11 protein-coding genes are annotated in these 17,028 nt (G+C 71.3%); 9 read left to right on the top strand and 2 right to left on the bottom strand.

Going from position 1 to position 17,028, the window contains the following annotated elements:
- The first annotated feature begins 5 nt into the window (after nt 1-5).
- Both smc and EER30_RS00965 read left to right on the top strand, forming a co-directional pair.
- Nucleotides 6-3,584, top strand: a complete 3,579-nt coding sequence (gene smc / locus EER30_RS00970; RefSeq protein ID WP_127497321.1) for a chromosome segregation protein SMC — start codon at nt 6-8, stop codon at nt 3,582-3,584.
- Between the two features lie 4 nt (nt 3,585-3,588).
- On the top strand, nt 3,589-4,206 hold the full coding sequence (locus tag EER30_RS00965) for an HAD family hydrolase (protein WP_127497319.1): 618 nt from the start codon (nt 3,589-3,591) through the stop codon (nt 4,204-4,206).
- Between the two features lie 9 nt (nt 4,207-4,215).
- Here the strand turns inward: EER30_RS00965 and EER30_RS00960 are convergent, their stop codons facing one another.
- Together EER30_RS00960 and EER30_RS00955 are read right to left on the bottom strand one after the other, a co-directional pair.
- Complete coding sequence (locus EER30_RS00960; protein WP_240669697.1) at nt 4,216-5,118, bottom strand: Fic family protein; 903 nt, start codon at nt 5,116-5,118, stop codon at nt 4,216-4,218.
- 223 nt (nt 5,119-5,341) lie between these two features.
- Nucleotides 5,342-7,012, bottom strand: a complete 1,671-nt coding sequence (locus tag EER30_RS00955; protein WP_240669696.1) for an alkaline phosphatase D family protein — start codon at nt 7,010-7,012, stop codon at nt 5,342-5,344.
- Between the two features lie 139 nt (nt 7,013-7,151).
- Here EER30_RS00955 and ftsY point away from each other — a divergent pair, with 139 nt between their 5' ends.
- From ftsY to EER30_RS00920, 7 genes are all read left to right on the top strand, one after another.
- Nucleotides 7,152-8,354, top strand: coding sequence for a signal recognition particle-docking protein FtsY (gene ftsY, locus EER30_RS00950; protein WP_127497315.1), 1,203 nt, complete (start codon nt 7,152-7,154; stop codon nt 8,352-8,354).
- Between the two features lie 48 nt (nt 8,355-8,402).
- Nucleotides 8,403-9,194 (top strand): aminoglycoside phosphotransferase family protein, encoded by a 792-nt coding sequence (locus EER30_RS00945; protein WP_127497313.1) that lies wholly within the window; start codon nt 8,403-8,405, stop codon nt 9,192-9,194.
- A 249-nt stretch (nt 9,195-9,443) separates the two neighbouring features.
- On the top strand, nt 9,444-10,814 hold the full coding sequence (locus tag EER30_RS00940; RefSeq protein ID WP_127497311.1) for an ammonium transporter: 1,371 nt from the start codon (nt 9,444-9,446) through the stop codon (nt 10,812-10,814).
- Nucleotides 10,815-10,849: 35 nt separating this feature from the next.
- Entirely contained in the window at nt 10,850-11,188 is a 339-nt protein-coding gene (locus EER30_RS00935; RefSeq protein ID WP_205650117.1) for a P-II family nitrogen regulator, read from the top strand.
- Entirely contained in the window at nt 11,188-13,455 is a 2,268-nt protein-coding gene (locus tag EER30_RS00930; RefSeq protein WP_127497309.1) for a [protein-PII] uridylyltransferase, read from the top strand. The genes EER30_RS00935 and EER30_RS00930 overlap by 1 nt, the downstream gene beginning before the upstream one ends.
- A 43-nt stretch (nt 13,456-13,498) precedes the next feature.
- Nucleotides 13,499-15,988, top strand: a complete 2,490-nt coding sequence (locus EER30_RS00925; protein ID WP_127497307.1) for a glycosyltransferase family A protein — start codon at nt 13,499-13,501, stop codon at nt 15,986-15,988.
- Nucleotides 15,952-16,959 (top strand): class I SAM-dependent methyltransferase, encoded by a 1,008-nt coding sequence (locus tag EER30_RS00920; RefSeq protein ID WP_240669695.1) that lies wholly within the window; start codon nt 15,952-15,954, stop codon nt 16,957-16,959. Before EER30_RS00925 ends, EER30_RS00920 begins: the two co-directional genes overlap by 37 nt.
- The last annotated feature ends 69 nt before the right edge of the window (nt 16,960-17,028 follow it).

Genomic DNA, 17,028 nt, shown 5'->3' with positions numbered 1-17,028 from the left:
GATCCGTGCACCTCAAGAGCCTGACGGTCAAGGGCTTCAAGTCCTTCGCCTCCGCTACGACGCTGCGGCTGGAGCCGGGCATCACCTGTGTGGTGGGCCCCAACGGCTCCGGCAAGTCCAACGTCGTCGATGCCATCGCCTGGGTCCTCGGCGAGCAGGGCGCCAAGGCGCTGCGCGGCGGCAAGATGGAGGACGTCATCTTCGCCGGCACGTCGGGCCGCGCGCCGCTGGGCCGCGCCGAGGTGACGCTCACGATCGACAACAACGACGGCGCGCTGCCGATCGAGTACACCGAGGTGTCGATCACCCGGCGCATGTTCCGCGACGGCGCCAGCGAATACGAGATCAACGGCAACGCCTGCCGGCTGCTCGACATCCAGGAACTGCTGAGCGACTCCGGCATCGGCCGCGAGATGCACATCATCGTGGGCCAGGGTCGGCTCGACGCGATGCTGCACGCGAAGCCGGAAGATCGCCGGGCCTTCATCGAGGAGGCCGCGGGCGTACTGAAGCATCGCAAGCGGAAAGAAAAGGCGATCCGCAAGCTGGACGCGATGCAGTTGAACCTCAACCGGCTCACCGACCTCACGGCCGAGTTGCGCCGCCAGCTCAAGCCGCTCGGCAAGCAGGCCGAGGTGGCCCGCCGCGCGGCCGGCATCCAGTCCGACCTGCGTGACGCCCGGCTGCGGCTGCTCGCCGACGACCTTCACACCCTGCGTACGACCCTCGACCGCGAGATCGCCGACGAGTCGGCCATGCGCGAGCGCCGCGGCCAGGTCGAGGACGAGAACCGGGAAGTGCAGCGCCACCTGGCCGACCTCGAGCTCGCCCACGCCGAGGACGCGCCTCTGCTGCAGGCCGCCCAGGACACCTGGTACAAGCTTTCCGCCCTGCAGGAGCGTTTCCGTTCGACCGAGCAGCTCGCCACCGAGCGCCTGCGTCACCTGGCCGCCACGCCCGACGAGGAGCGTCCGGGTCGCGACCCCGACCAGCTCGTCGCCGAGGCCGATCGGGTGCGCGAGCAGGAGGAGGAGCTGCGCGAGGCCCTCACCGACGACCAGATGCGCCTGGCCGAGGCGATCGAGCACCGCCAGGAGCTGGAGCGCGAGCTGGCCGCGGCTGAGGGCGCGCTGCGCTCGGCGGCCAAGGCGATCGCCGACCGGCGTGAGGGCCTGGCCAAGCTCACCGGCAACGTGAACGCGGCCCGCGCCCGCACCGAGGGCGCCACCGACGAGATCGAGCGTCTGGCCGCCGCGCACACCGACGCGATGATGCGCGCCGAGACAGCGCAGGGCGAGGTCGACGCCGTCGCGGCCGAGTCGTCCGAGGCCGACCGGGACAACGTCGAGCTGGACGAGCGGCACGCCGAGGCGGTCGCCGAGCACGACCGGGCGTCGGCGATCGTCCGGGAGTTCTCCGACGCCGAGCGCGCCGCCGAGAAAGACGCGGCGAGCTGGAAGGCCCGCGAGGAGGCGCTCGCACTCGGACTGAAGCGCAAGGACGGCGCCGGGGCACTGCTGGCCAAGGCGGGCGAGGTTCCGGGTCTGCTGGGCAGCCTGGCCTCGATGCTGACCGTCCAGCCCGGACACGAGGCTGCCCTGGCCGCCGCGCTGGGCTCGCTGGCCGACGCCGTCGCGCTCTCCGGCGTGGACGAGGCCGTCGAGGCCATGCGGACGCTCAAGATCGCCGACGCCGGGCGGGCCGCGCTGGTCGTGGCGTCCCCGGCCGGGCCGGGCATGCAGGGGCCGCTCGACGCCCTGCGGCCCTCGCTGCCCGAGGGGGACGTGTGGGCGCCCGACGTGATCGGCTGCCCCGACAACCTGCGCCCCGCCCTGAACCGGGCGCTGCGTGACGTCGTACTCGTGCCTGACCACGCCGCTGCTGTGGCGCTGGTCGCCGCCAACGCCGAGCTGCGGGCGGTCACGCCCGACGGCGACGTGCTGGGGGCGTACGCGGCCGCCGGCGGCTCGGGCAAGGCGACGAGCTATCTCGAGGTGCAGGCCGCGGTCGACGAGGCGAAGGCCCGCCGCGCCGAGGCCGAGTCGTCGATCGGCGAGCTCAAGGAGCAGCTGGCCGCCGCACGTGCCGAGGTCGCGCAGCACAAGGAGGCCGTGAACGTCGCGGCCGCGGCCAAGCGGGCCGCCGAGGGCGAACGCAACGCCGCCGCGCGCCGGCTCGCCGAGCTGGGCGCGGCCGCCCGCTCCGCCAAGGCCGAGACCGAGCGGCTGGGCGCCGCGCGGCAGAAGGCCGAGTCCGCCCGCGAGGCCGACCTCATGCGGGTCGCCGAGCTCGAGGAGCGGCTGCGGCTGGCCGAGGCGACCCCGATCGACGAGGAACCGTCGACCGACGAACGTGACCGGCTGGCCGCGCTGGTGCCGCAGTCCCGGCAGAACGAGATGGAGGTCCGGCTCGCGGTGCGCACCGCCGAGGAACGGGTCTCCTCGATCGCCGGACGCGCCGACTCGCTGATGCGCCAGGCCAACGCCGAACGGCAGGCCCGCGAGCGCGCCGCCGCCCGGCGGGCCGCACGGGCCCGGGGCGCCGAGATCGCCAAGGCGGTCGCGCTGGGCGCCGGCGCCGCGCTGGCCCGGGTGCAGGTCTCGCTGATCGCGGCCATCGAGGTGCGTGACGAACTGGCCCAGGCCCGCACGCTGCGCGAGGCCGAGCTGCAAGAGGTTCGCGCCGGGGCGAAGCGCCTGGTCAGCGAGCTGGAACGGCTAACCAGCGAGGTCCACCGCGACGAGGTCGCCCGTGCCGAGCAGCGCATGCGTATTGAGCAGCTCGAAGCCAAGGCGGCCGAGGACTTCTCGCTCGACGTCGACACCCTGATCATCGAGTACGGCCCCGAGCAGCCGGTCCCGCCGACGCAGGCCGAGGTGGCCCTGGCCGAGAAGGACGGCAAGCCCGTTCCCGAGCCGGCCCCGTTCCACCGGCCGACCCAGGAGAAGCGGGCCAACAAGGCCGAGCGCGACCTGGCCCTGCTCGGCAAGGTCAACCCGCTCGCGCTGGAGGAGTTCGCGGCCCTCGAGGAGCGCTTCAAGTTCCTCTCCGACCAGCTCGAAGACCTGAAGGCCACGCGCAAGGACCTGCTGACCGTGGTCAAGGATGTGGACGAGCGCATCCTCGAGGTGTTCCAGTCCGCCTTCGACGACACGGCCCGCGAGTTCCAGCAGGTCTTCCAGGTGCTGTTCCCGGGCGGCGAGGGCCGGCTGGTGCTCACCGACCCGGAGGACATGCTGACCACCGGCGTCGAGGTCGAGGCCCGCCCGCCGGGCAAGAAGATCAAGCGGCTGTCGCTGCTCTCCGGCGGCGAGCGCTCGCTGACCGCGGTCGCGATGCTCTGCGCGATCTTTCGTGCCCGCCCGTCGCCCTTCTACATCATGGACGAGGTCGAGGCCGCCCTCGACGACGTCAACCTCGGCCGGTTGATTACGCTCTTCGAACAGCTGCGGGAGAAGAGTCAGCTGCTGATCATCACGCACCAGAAGCGCACGATGGAGGTCGCCGACGCCCTGTACGGCGTCACGATGCGGGCCGGTGTGACCCAGGTGATCAGTCAGCGGTTGAAGCACGAAGAGGAGTAACCCCATGTCGCGCGAGCGCGCCCAGGCCCTTTTGATCGACCTGGACGGTGTGCTGCGCCGCTGGGACCCGGCCCCGATGATCGCCGTCGAGGTCGGCCACGGCCTCAAACCGGCCGCCCTGCTCGAGACGGCCATGTCGTGGGACATCTACCGCCCCGCGATGGCCGGCGAGATCACCGACGCCGAGTGGATGGAGCTCGTCGCGTCCCGCCTGCCGATCGACCCCGACGAGGCGCGCGCCGCAGTCGCCGAATGGCAGTCGTACCGGGGCGAGCCCGACCCCGAGGTGCTGGCGTTCATCCGCGAGGTCCGCGCGGCCGGCCGCAAGGTAGGCCTGGCCACGAACGCCACCGACCGCCTCCGCGGCGACCTCGACACACTGGGCCTGACCGACGAGGTCGACGTGATCATCAGCTCGTGGGAGATCAAGACCCACAAGCCGGCCCCCGAGTTCTTCACCAAGGCCTGCCAGCTCCTCGGCGTCCTCCCGAAGTTCACCCTCTTCATCGACGACGACGACCGCGCCGTCCGCGGAGCCCGCGCCGCCGGCCTCTCCGCCTACCGCTGGACCGGCCCTCAGCACCTCCCCTACCTGCGCAAGGCCCTCGACCTCCCAGAGTGACCCCGCCCATTACACGCGCTTGTGTCGCGAACGCACGTAGTCAGCTACCCACTTCTTACTGCTTCGCCAGGTGCCGTCGTTTTCCTTGACCGCGCGAAGTCGTCCGCGGTGCGCTGCCACTCGGAGAGCGTTCTCACTCAGTTCCCGTGTTGCGAGGGCTGGAAGAGGCAGCAACTTCACCGGCCCCGCCACCGCTGGCATAACGAAGCGGTAGAGGTTGGACGTCACGCTGCGCGCGATCAGCTCGCCGAGCGGTCCTGGGTCGCCCGCGTCGGCCTTTCTGAGTGAGTTGAGGTATCTATCCCGGTCGCGTTTATAGATGATCGCTGGTGGGTAGCCAAGGCGGCCGAGCACGAGATTCAGGACGAGTCGTCCGGTACGACCGTTGCCGTCGATGAAGGGGTGCACACACTCGAACTGGTTGTGGACCAGAGCTACATGCTCAGGCCACGGCGTCGATGACGATGCCTCGCCGATGGCGTTCGCGGCACGGGTCCAGTCGAGCATGAGGGCGTCGATCTCGGTCCAGGGCGGGGGCTTCATCCCGCCTGGGAACGTGGCGATCTCATGTTGACGGAAGCTCCCAGGACCCTCGGAATCGCGAGCATGGGGATGTGGTGCCACCGTCCATACCGGGGTCATGGCGAGATGATGGATGTGCCGTACTTCTTGTATGGACACCAGTTCGTTGTCCTGCCATTGGCCGGGGTGCAGCGCCTGGCCATAGACCCAGCGAGCCGCGTCGCCGTAGCCCTTGACCTCCATGTAGTCGCGGAGGGGCTTTGCGCCCACGGCGCGTCCTTCCTCCAGGAGCTTTTCGACCTCTTGCAGGATCAAGGTGTTCCCCTCGATGGCGGTGCTGTTGTGGGCCTCCTGGTGCCAGATGTCGGCCCAGATGTCCTCCGCCTCCATCGGAGAAGGCAGTCCGCCCAGCCGGGTCCGCAACTCGGTGACTGCCTCGTCGAGGCGTTGGTATATGGCCGCTCGGGTGGGTCGACCACGTCCTGACACAGGTGCACATCCAAAGTTGTTCGGTAGAAGAAAAATAAATGTACCGAACAACTTGAGAGAAAGTTGTTCGGCAGGAGGTAATTAACTCTTACGAACAACCTTGAGTCCGGATCGCGGAGATTATCTATCTTGGGTAGGGAACCTCGGCAACCGAGAAGAGGTTGCCGTCCTTGTCGGTGCCGTCGACTCGGGCGGTGGCGTCTCGGCCCGTGAGGACCAGGGTGCTGATGGCGTTGCCGAAGTAGGGGCCGGCCAGGCGCTTCCATGACCAGGCGGGGCGGTGGACGCCGGCCGAGCGGGCCACACCCCGTACGCCGTGGGCGGCCGCTCGTGACCAGCTGAAACGCATCAGGGGGCGCATGAAGGCCGGCACCTGGTTGTGGACCGGTGAGCAGGTCAGCTGCATGACCGGCGTGGCCACGTCGGTGCCGAAGTCGACCTCGGCCACATATGAGTGGTGGACGTCGCCCGACAGGACGCTGATCGAGGCGGGGGACGCATAGGCCCCGCCCGCGCCGACCCGGTGGCCGGGGGCGCCGTCGCCGCCCTCGCCCAAGCGGCGGAAAAGCTCGCCCAAGGCGTTGAACGAGCGCCCGAACGCTGCCCAGTGTTCCAGGTCGACCGCGCGGCGCAGCTTCTCGGCCGTGGCGGCCACCCAGGGGCGGTTCGACGCGGCTGTCTTCTCGTTCCACGCCTCGAGGTAGTGGATCGCGGGCGGCATCAGCCACGGCAGGGACGAGCCGACGACCAGGTGATCGTACGAGCCGTGGGCCTGGTCGACGAACCAGTTCCACTCGGCGGGGGGCAGCATCTCGCGGCGGTCGGGCGTCAACACGCGGCTGCACCGGTTGTCGAGCATGACGACGCGGGTGCGGCCGATGTCGAGGCTGTAGCTCCACTGGTAGACCTGCTGGGCGTTGTCGACCGTGCGGCCGAACTCGTGCAGCAGGTCGGTGGCGTCGTCGACCTGGGTGACCTTCTGGAAGAGCGGGTCGACGGCCAGTTCGTCGGGGCCCATGTTGCCCAGGTGCTGATAGACCCAGTAGGACGCGAGGCCGCCGGTGATGCGTTCCTCCCACCACGACTGCTGGTTCATGTCGCGGCGCCAGGCCTCGCTGGTGTTCCAGTCGTCGATCAGCTCGTGGTCATCGAAGATCATGACGGTCGGGACGGAGGCGAACAGCCAGCGCACCTCGGGGTCGCGCCACGATTCCAGATAGAGCTTGGTGTATTCGTCGAACGTCACGACCTGGTCGTTCGGCCCGTCGTGACCGGCCGCGCGGCGACGGCGCAGGAACCGGCGCACCTTGGCCGAGGTCTTGTCGGCATAGACCTGGTCGCCGAGCAGCACGATCAGGTCGGGGCGCAACGACGGGTCCTGCGGGTCGGTCATCAGCTTTCGGGCGTACGCATCCAGCGCGTCGGGCGGCAGCCGCCGGGCGGTCGCACTCGGGGTCGCCTCGCGACAGGAGCCGAAGATCAGCCGTACGGGAGTCCCGGCGTCGTCGGCGGGCCGGGTGCGGATCGTCGGCGGGGGATAGGACGACTCGGTGCTCGGCCAGACCTGACGGTCGTCGACCAGGACCCGGTAGGTGCTCGAGGTGCCGAGGCGCAGACCCTCGACGACCACCAGGGCGTAATGATGCCCGTACGCCGTGAAGGTGGGCGCCGAGCCGGAGCCCCCGCCGTCGGCCTCGACCCGCACGTGGGCCGGCTCGGAGGTCTCGACCCACACGGTGGCGCGGTCACCGACCACCCGTCGCAGCAGGGGGCCGATGAGCAGGTGAGCGGTCACCGGGGGAACGCCGGGGTGTGGCGCATGGGAGAGCCTCCACGCTTTGTCGCAGGGGAGACCATCCTCCGTCACATGTGCTGTGAGCCGCCACTCGTCGGCCGACCACACGTCCGGCCGGGACATCTGTCAGGATTTCCGCATGGAATACGTGGTCGCCGCAGTAATCCTGCTCGTCGTCCTGGTCGCCGGAGTGGTCGGCCTGGTGGTGCCGCGCATGCGCCGTCGCCAGCTGCCGCCGATGGGCTCGGGCGGGGGCACGACGACCCTGGAGCGCCCGCCGGCCGCGGAACCCGAGGCCGAGCCCGAGGCTGAACCCGAGGCTGCGGCGCCGCCTCTGATCGTGCCCGACCGCGACCTGCCGCCGCTGGTCGAGACGCCCGTCGACAAGACCGAGGTGCAGGTCGACCGGCCCGAGCCGACGGCCGGCCGCCTGGTGCGGCTGCGGGCCCGCCTGTCGCGTTCGCAGAGCGTCTTCGGCCGCGGCCTGCTCAGCGTGCTCTCCCGCGACCACCTCGACGAGGACGCCTGGGAGGAGATCGAGGACAGCCTGATCGGGGCCGACGTCGGCGTCGAGGCGACCCAGGTCATCGTCGAGCGGCTGCGCGAGCGGGTGCGCGTGCTCGGCACCCGCACCGTCTCCGAGGTGCGCGAACAGCTCACCGAAGAGCTCGTCTCGGCCCTCGAGCCGGGCCTCGACCGCACCCTGAAGACCACCCCGCACGACGGCCGGCCCGCCGTGATGCTGGTGGTCGGCGTGAACGGGGCCGGCAAGACCACGACCTGCGGCAAGATCGGCCGGGTGCTGGTCGCCGACGGGCGTTCGGTGCTCTTCGGCGCGGCCGACACGTTCCGCGCCGCGGCGGCCGACCAGATCGCCACCTGGGGTGAGCGGGTCGGCGCCGAGACCGTGCGCGGCCCCGAGGGCGGCGACCCGGCCAGCGTCGCGTTCGACGCGGTCAAGCGTGGCATCGAGACTCAGGTCGACACCGTGGTGATCGACACCGCCGGGCGGCTGCAGAACAAGGTCGGCCTGATGGACGAGCTGGGCAAGGTCAAGCGGGTCGTGGAGAAGCACGGTCCGGTCGACGAGACGCTGCTGATCCTCGACGCGACAACCGGACAGAACGGTCTGGAACAGGCACGCGTGTTCACCGAAGTGGTGGATGTGACCGGTGTCGTGCTGACCAAGCTCGACGGCACCGCCAAGGGCGGAATCGTCATCGCCGTCCAGCGCAAGCTGGGTATTCCGGTCAAGCTGGTGGGGCTGGGCGAGGGCCCCGACGACCTGGCCCCCTTCGAGCCGGCCGCCTTCGTCGAAGCGCTGCTTGGCAGCCCCGCGTAACCTCGAAGCAACGTACGAGCAAGAAGCCAGGCTGAAGGGAGGGTGTTGATGACGCAGGAGCGGGAGATCCCGCTGCACGGCGGCAACGTCAGCACCGTCTCCAAGGTCGGCGACACCGTGCGGCGCAACGCCGGGCCGTGGACGCCGGCCGTGCACGGCCTGCTCAACCACCTCGAGCGGGTCGGCTTCACCGGCTCGCCGCACGCGCTGGGCATGGACGACAAGGGCCGCGAGGTCCTGTCATATCTCGACGGCGAGTGCGGCGAATACCCGCTGGCCCCTCACTGGGTCACCGAGGAAGCGCTGGTCACCGTGGCCACCATGCTGCGGATGTTCCACGACGCTCAATACGGGTTCGTGCCGCCGCCCGGCGCGGTGTGGCGCTCGTTCGGCCCGCCCCCGCCCGACACCGAGGTGATCTGTCACCACGATGCCGCGCCCCACAACGTGGTCTGGCGGCCCGACGGCACCCTCTCGCTGATCGACTTCGACCTGGCCTCCCCGGGCGCGCGCATCTACGACGTGGCCTATGCCGCCTGGACCTGGGTGCCCCTGTTCAGCGACCGGGACTCGTACACCCTGGGCTGGAAGCGGCCGAACCGCCCGCGCCGGTTGCGGCTGTTCGCCGACGCGTACGGCCTGATCCCGCGCGACCGGCACCGTCTGGTGCGCACGATCCGAAAGAGGATCGTCGATCACGTCGAGGGCATCCGGCGCATGGCCGCGGCCGGCGACCCGGCGTTCGTACGGATTGTTCACAAGGGTCATCTGCGCCGTCCGATGCGCGATCTGCGGCTGCTCGATTACGAGCGTCACACCCTCGAATACGCTCTTCGTTGATCGAGCGTTGACAATCCGGTTGCACCCGGATGACCGATTTTCCGCGGTGATTGTCGCAGTTCACGAGGTTTTGTCGAACCGGCTGTGAGAGTTTCTTCACACGTACGAAACAGTCCGTCACGCGCTGGAAATCGAGCGTAGACCGTGCGTGAAACCTCGGACCGGAAGGGTCTCGTCACGAAACCGGCCGATGGGCAGTGCTGCTCGGGGGTCGTTTGAGAGGACACCTTCATTCCGAGAGGAGGCAGCGTGGAGATCGACACCGGCAATACCGCCTGGTTGCTCCTGTCGTCTGCGCTCGTTTTGCTCATGACCCCGGGTCTGGCGCTGTTCTACGGTGGCCTCAACCGGTCCAAGGGCGTTCTGAACATGATGATGATGAGCTTCTCGAGTATCGGGCTCATCTCCCTGCTGTGGGCGCTCTACGGCTTCTCGCTCGCGTTCAGCGCGAACGGCTCCGAGGGCGTCAACAAGATCATCGGTAACTGGGGCTACGCCGGCACCAGCACCAGCTGGGTCACCGCCATGTGGGGCGAGACCGGCATCCCGACGTACGTGTTCATGGCCTTCCAGATGATGTTCGCCATCATCACGGTCGCCCTGATCAGCGGCGCGATCTCCGACCGCCTCAAGTTCGGCGGCTGGGTCCTCTTCGCCGTCGGCTGGTTCACCATCGTCTACGTCCCGGTCGCCCACTGGGTCTGGGGCGGCGGCTGGATCGGCGCCAACCTCAAGGCGCTCGACTTCGCCGGTGGCACCGCGGTCCACATCAACGCCGGCGCGGCGGCTCTGGCCCTCGTGCTGGTGCTCGGCAAGCGCATCGGCTGGCCGCGCGAGAACATGCGCCCACACAACGTGCCGTTCGTCGCCCTCGGCGCCGGCCTGCTGTGGTTCGGCTGGTTCGGTTTCAACGCCGGTTCGGAGCTGACCGTCGACAGCACCACCGCGGTCGCCTTCGTCAACACCCAGCTCGCCACCGCGGCGGCCGTCGTCGGCTGGTGCGTCGTGGAGTGGCTGCGTGACGGCAAGCCGACCCTGGTCGGCGCGTCCTCCGGCGCCATCGCCGGCCTGGTCGCCATCACCCCCGCCTGTGGCTTCGTCGCCCCGCTGCCCGCGGCGCTGCTCGGCATCATCGCCGGTGTGGTCTGCGCCCTGGCCGTGGGCCTGAAGTACAAGCTGGGCTACGACGACTCGCTCGACGTCGTCGGTGTCCACTTCGTCGGCGGCTGGATCGGCTCGCTGTTCATCGGCTTCTTCGCCACCACCCAGGTCAACGGCGCCATCACCGACGTGCTCGGCGCGTCCGAGGGCCTGTTCTACGGCGGCGGCGCGACCCAGCTCGGGCGTCAGTTCGTCGGTAGCCTCGCGGTCACGGTCTACTCGTTCGTCATCGCCGCTGTCCTCGCCCTGATCCTCAAGGCCGTCAAGCTCGGCCGGGTCAGCGAGGAGGCCGAGGTGGGCGGCATCGACATCGCCGACCACGGCGAGACCGCGTACGACCTCACCCCGTCGGGCGGCTCGGGCAGCAGCTCGGGCAGCGCGTTCGCGATGGCCGGCCTGAACAAGCAGGGCATCGACGCTGACGGCAAGGCTGACGTCAGCCAGAAGGTCGCCGGTTAGATATCCCCATGACTGCACCCATGGAAGGACTGAGCATGAAGCTGGTGACCGCGGTCATCAAGCCGTACCAGCTCGACGCGGTGAAGGAGGCTCTGCACGCCCTCGGCGTGACCGGCCTGACCGTGAGCGAGGTACAGGGGTACGGGCGGCAGAAGGGGCACACCGAGGTGTACCGGGGAGCCGAGTACACGGTGGAGTTCCTGCCCAAGATCAAGGTCGAGGTGGTGACCGACGAGATCGACGTCGAGAAGATCGTCGACGCCGTCGTCACGGCCGCCCGCACCGGCAAGATCGGTGACGGCAAGGTCTGGGTCACGTCGGTCGACGACGTCATCCGGGTCCGCACCGGCGAGCGCGGTCTCGACGCCCTCTGATGGCAACCACGTCCAGTGAGCCGCCGGCCCCGCCCCAGGTGCCGGTCGGCGGTTCGCTGGACAAGCTCCGCGAACACCTCGGCGCCGCCGCCCGCGAGAATCGGGCCGCGGCGCTCGACGCGTGGCTGCGGCAGTTGTTCCCCGCCCACCTGCCCGGCGTCAGCCTGGTCGCGGTGGGCGGGCTGGGCCGGCGCGACTGCGCCCCCTACAGCGATCTCGACCTCGTACTGCTGCACAACGGCGCGGCCGGCATCGACCGGATCGCCGCCTCCCTCTGGTATCCGATCTGGGACGCCCGGCTCGGCCTCGACCACTCCGTGCGCACGCTGCCGGAGGCGCTGTCGGTCGCGCACGACGACGTCAAGGTCTCCCTCGGTCTGCTCGACGCCCGCCACGTGGCCGGCGACGCGACCCTGAGCGGCGAACTCGTCGCGGCGGCCGGTGATCAGTGGCGGCGCACCGCGGTGCGCCTGCTGCCCCAGCTCAAGGAGCTCACGGCCACCCGCTGGGCGAGCCACGGCGAGCTCGCGTTCCTGCTCGAGGGCGATCTCAAGGAGGCCGCGGGCGGGCTGCGTGACGTGACCCTGCTGCGCGCGATCGGGCGCGCGGGGGTGGCCGACACGATGCGCCCGGCTGTTCGTGCGGCGAGCCTGCGGCTGCTCGACACCCGCGACGCGCTGCACCTGGCCGTGGGACGCCGGGTCGACCGGCTCGTGGCCCAGGAACGCAAGGCCGTGGCCGAGCTGCTCGACCTCGACGACGGGGACGCTTTGCTGCGGCGGGTCGCGGGCGATGCCCGTACGGTCGCTCATGCTCTTGACGACGCGTGGCGGGCTGCCGACCGGTTGCGCAGCGGACGCCGGCGCGGGGTGCCCGGTGGCGCGCCGACCCGCCGGCCGGTCGCGCGGGACGTGGTCGAGCAGGACGGCGAACTGGTTCTCGCCCGCACCGCCATCGGCCCGGTGCCCGACCCCAGTCTCTCGCTGCGCGTCGCCGCCGCGGCGGCCACCGTACGCCTGCCGATCGCCCGCGCCACCAGCGAATGGCTGGCCTCGTTCTGCCCGCCGCTGCCCGCGCCCTGGCCACCGGCCGCCCGGGCCGCGCTGATCTCGCTGCTCGGCTCGGGGCCCGGCCTGCTGCCGACCTGGGAGGCGTGCGACCGCTACGGGCTGATCGACGCGTGGCTGCCCGAGTGGGCCCGGCTGCGCAGCCTGCCCCAGCACCACCCGATCCACCGGTTCACGCTCGACCGCCATCTCGTGCAGGCCGCGTACGAGGCCACCGCCTACACCCGCGAGGTCGAACGGCCCGACCTGCTGCTGCTCGGCGCCTTCCTGCACGACGTCGGCAAGGGCCTGCCCGGCGACCACAGCATCGTCGGCGCCCCGATCGCCGCCGCCATCGCCGCCCGGATCGGCCTGCCGCCCGCCGACGTGGCCACGATCGAGAAGATGGTGCGGCTGCACCTGCTGCTGCCCGACGTGGCCACCCGCCGCGATTTGAGCGACCCGGTCACCATCTCGAGCGTGGCCGAGACGGTCGGCGACAGCACCACCCTCGACCTGCTGCACGCGCTGGCCCGGGCCGACTCGCACGCCACCGGCCCGGCCGCCTGGTCGGACTGGAAGGGCCGGCTCATGGCCGAGCTGGTCGGCCGGGTGCACACCGCGCTCGACACCGGCGAGCTGCCGGCGCCGCCCGCGCCCGACCCCGAGCTGTTGCAGGGCGACCTGCCCGCCGTCCACCTCGACGGCGACCGGCTCGCGGTGGCCGCGGCTGACCGCCGGGGGCTTCTCGCCGCCGTCGCCGCCTGCCTGGCCATGCACCGGCTCGACGTCGTCGGGGCGAACGCGAGCACGGTCGACGGCCGGGCCATCGTCGAGTTCTTCACCCAGCCGCGCTACGGCACCCCGTACGACCCGTTCGCCCTCGCCGCCGACCTGCGCCGTGTCGCCGCCGGGGACATCTCGGTGACCCAGCGGGTGCGGGCGCGGGCGATGAGCGCGCGCGGCGGGACGGCGAAACCGCGTGTGGTCTGGCAGCGCGGCGAGGCGACCGGCGCCGCCGTGCTGGAGCTGCGCGCGGCCGACTCGCCGGGCCTGCTCTATCGGGTGGCGACCGCGCTCGACGAGGCCGGCGCCGAGGTGCGCGCGGCCCGCATCTCCACCCTGGGCGGTGACGTGGTCGACGCGTTCTACCTGGTCGGGCCGTGGGCCGACGCGGACGCCCGGATGCTGGTCACCGCCGCGGTGCTCGCCGCCGTCTGAAGATCGTCGTCACTGCGGCCGCCCGGGGCACGTTAGCCGGGGCATGCAGGCCCTGCTCGACGATCACATCACCGCGGCTGGTTCCCGGTTCCGGCTCGCGATGACCGCCACCGCCTCCCGCAACCGCTCGCTCGACGCCCGCGTACTGCTGGCCCGGGCCGCGCTCGGTGAGCACGGCACCCTCGACCGGCTGCTCGAGGCGGCCCGGGCCGGGGACCGCCGGTGGTTGCGCCGGCTGCGTCGCGGGATCGATCCCGGCCTGGTCGCCGCGCTGGCCCACAGCCTCGCGCTGCAGGAGTTGCTGCCGACCGATCGCGACGACGCGCTCGCGCTCTTCGAGCTGACCCGCCGGGTGTGCGGGGCTCGCGCCCTGTCGCCGGCCAATCAGGCGCTGCACGCGCAGCTCGCGCTCGCCTACGAGAGCCCGGAACGGGCCCGCAAGCTGATGCGCCGCTACCTGCGGATCGGGGAGGCGGCCCGCGCCGGACTGCGGGCCGACCTGCTCAATCCGTTCGTGGCGACCCAGCCGTACGGGCCCTGGCTCGAGGCTTTTCAGCGGCTGATGCCGGGCCCGCAGGTGACCGAGGGCGACGGCGTGCCTTTCGACCGGCTGACGGCCGCCGAGGCCGAGCGCGTGGACGGACCGCATCGGGTCTCGGTGGTGGTGACCGCCTTCCGGCCCGATCGAGGGCTGATCACCGCGGTGCGCTCGATCCTGGCCCAGAGCTGGGCGAACACCGAAGTGATCATTGTGGATGACGCCTCGCCGCCGGAGTTCGACGCGATTCTGGCCGAGGCGGTCGCGCTGGGCGACCGGATCCGGCTCGTCAAGCTGCCGGTCAACGCCGGGACCTACGCGGCCCGCAACGCCGGTCTCGACGCGGCCGGCGGCGAGTTCGCGACCTTCCAGGATTCCGATGACTGGTCCCACCCGCTGCGGATCGAGCGGCAGGTGCGGCCGCTGATCGAGGACCGGCGGCTGGTCGCCACGACCTCGGACGGGCTGGCCGTCACCGATCAGCTGATGTGCACCCGGCCGGGGGTGCGCGGCGATCGGTTCAACCCGTCGTCGCTGATGCTGCGCCGCGGGCCGGTGCTGCGGACCGTGGGCTACTTCGATCGGCTGCGCAAGGCGGCCGACTCCGAGTACATCGGACGGATCCAGGCCGCGTTCGGGGCCGGGCGGGTGCTGCACGTCTCCGGGTCGCCGCTCGCGCTGATCCGGTTGTCGGCGGGGTCGCTGTCGCGGGCCGAGATCCGGGCGCACTGGATGCACCCGGCGCGGACCGCCTACATGTCGGCCTATCAGCGGCAGCATCAGCGGATCGCGGGACGGCGGGCGAGCGCCTACCGGCCGGCGGACGGGGCGGACCGGCCCTTCCCGGCGCCCGACCACCTGCTCGGCGTCGCGCGCGGGAGGGCGTACGACGTCGTGATGGTGGCCGACTGGCGGTTCCTGGAGAGTGCGCAGCGGGGTGCGCTGGACGAACTGAAGGCGCTGGCCGGGGCCGGGTTGCGGGTGGCGGTGCTGCATCTCGACTCGTATCGGGCGATCCAGATGCGGCGGGTGCCGTTCGCGGGGCTGGTGCAGGACCTGGTCAACGACGGTGTGATCGACCGGATCGCGATGGAGGACCGGGTCGAGGCGGCGCTGGTGGTGGTGCGTCAAGCGGCGGTTCTTCAATTCACCGGAGGACAGACCAGCGGCGTACGGGCTACGCGCGCGATCGTCGTCGCCGACCGCGCGCCGGTGCGGGCCGACGGCAGCGACCGCCGCTACGAGCCGCCGACGTGCACCGAAGCCGTACGGCGGCTCTTCGGCGCCGACCCGCTGTGGGTCGCGCCGGACGAGGGAGTGCGGTCCTGTCTGCGTACGGCCGGGAACCTGGACCCGGAAGATCTGCCGGTCGCCCTCGCCCCCGCCGGCTGGGTCGCCGACCGCACGGGCGCCTCGGCCGTCGTCGGCACCGACCTCTGCGACGCGGCGAACTGGCCGCCCGACGCGGCCGACATCCTCGCGGTCTGCCGGCGGCTGCCCGAGTCCGACGTGCGGGTGCGGCTGCCCGACCGGCCGGTCGGCGCGTTCGAGGTGGAGGTCGAGGCGTCGTGGCTCGCCTATCAGGCCGCCGACCTCGAACCGCGCCCGTTCCTGCACCAGCTCGACTTCTATCTGCACTTCCCGCCCGTGCAGGCGGCCGAGTGGTCGTCGCGGCCCGCGCTGGAGGCCGCGGCGGCGGGCTGTGTCGTGCTGACACCCCCGCGCTTCCGCCCGTACTACGGCGACGCGGCGGTCTATTGCACCCGCAGCGAGGCCGGGCCGCTGATCGCGCGCTATCGGGCCGATCCCACGCTCTACGCCGCGCAGAGCAACCGGGCCCGCCAGGCGGTCGCCGCCGCCTGCGACCCGGCCCGGTTCGTCGACCGGATCGCCACGTTGTTGCCGGCATTGCTGACGATCGGCGTAACGGACAGGGTCGCGTCGGAGTTGACCTCGGTGTGCGGCGGACCAACGACATCATCAGGGCCAGGCTGATCAGGTTCGCCCGGCGTTTGCGCCGGCTGTCGCGCCGGCAGGTCGCCGGCGTCGTGATGGCGGTGCTGGTGGCCGCGGGGGTCGCGGTCTCCTCGATCGTCGGCGCGCTGCTGCTGATCGCCGTGTCGGCCGGGGTGATCCACCTGTCGCGCCGCATCGGCGGGGTGCAGCGCTCGACCCAGGAGGCCGTACGCGACCTGCGCGGCACGATCGACCAGTTGCAGCGCCGGGTGATCGCCGCGGTGGAGAAGGAACGGCTCGCCGCGGGCGACCGCCACCAGGAGCTCGTCGAGACCGTGACCCGGGCCGAGCGCCTCACCGGCCGCGGCGCCGAGCTGCTGCTGCGCGACCAGGCCCGCGAGATCGAGGCGATGTTCCAGCTCTTCCGCACGGTCGTGCCACGCGCGCCGATGCCGTCCGGCGCCCCGACCGACCTTCTCGGCCTCGTGCACGTCGCGCGCGAACGCCGGCCGGCGCTGACGGTCGCGCTGGGCAGCGGGCCGTCGACGGTGTGGCTCGGCTACGCGATCGAGCGTGGCGGTGGTCGGCTGGTCGCGCTCGACCACGACGCCGACCGCGCCGTCCTGTTCCGGACGCTGCTCGCCGAGCACGGCCTGACCGCGGTCGAGGTACGCCACGTCGGGCTGGCCGAGCTGGCGGTCGACGGACGGACGGTCGACTGGTACGACGTGGACGCCCTCGAAGACCTCAAGGACATAGACCTGCTGCTCGTCGACGGCTCGATCGCGCCCGACGGCCCGGATCCGCTGGCCCCCGCGCTGCACGTGCTCGGCCGTCGGCTGGCCCCCGGAGCGGCCGTGGTGGTCGACGACGAGCCCACGCGGGTCGCGCCCCGGCAGGGCGGCGGGTTCGGGCTCACCGCCCGGCGGCGCCTGCCCGGCCGCTGGACCGTCCTGACCCACCCTCAGGGAGAAATACTGCTACCCCACCGTGGGGGAACGGCGGGGTAGCAGTACGCGGGAGGGGGCCCGCGTGCGGGATCGGCGGGGGCCGTCCCGAGTCTCTGTTCGTCTTGTACC

The sequence above is a fragment of the Actinoplanes solisilvae genome, from assembly GCF_003999975.1.
GTDB lineage: Bacteria > Actinomycetota > Actinomycetes > Mycobacteriales > Micromonosporaceae > Actinoplanes > Actinoplanes solisilvae.
This window is presented reverse-complemented; position numbering and strand designations above follow the sequence as displayed.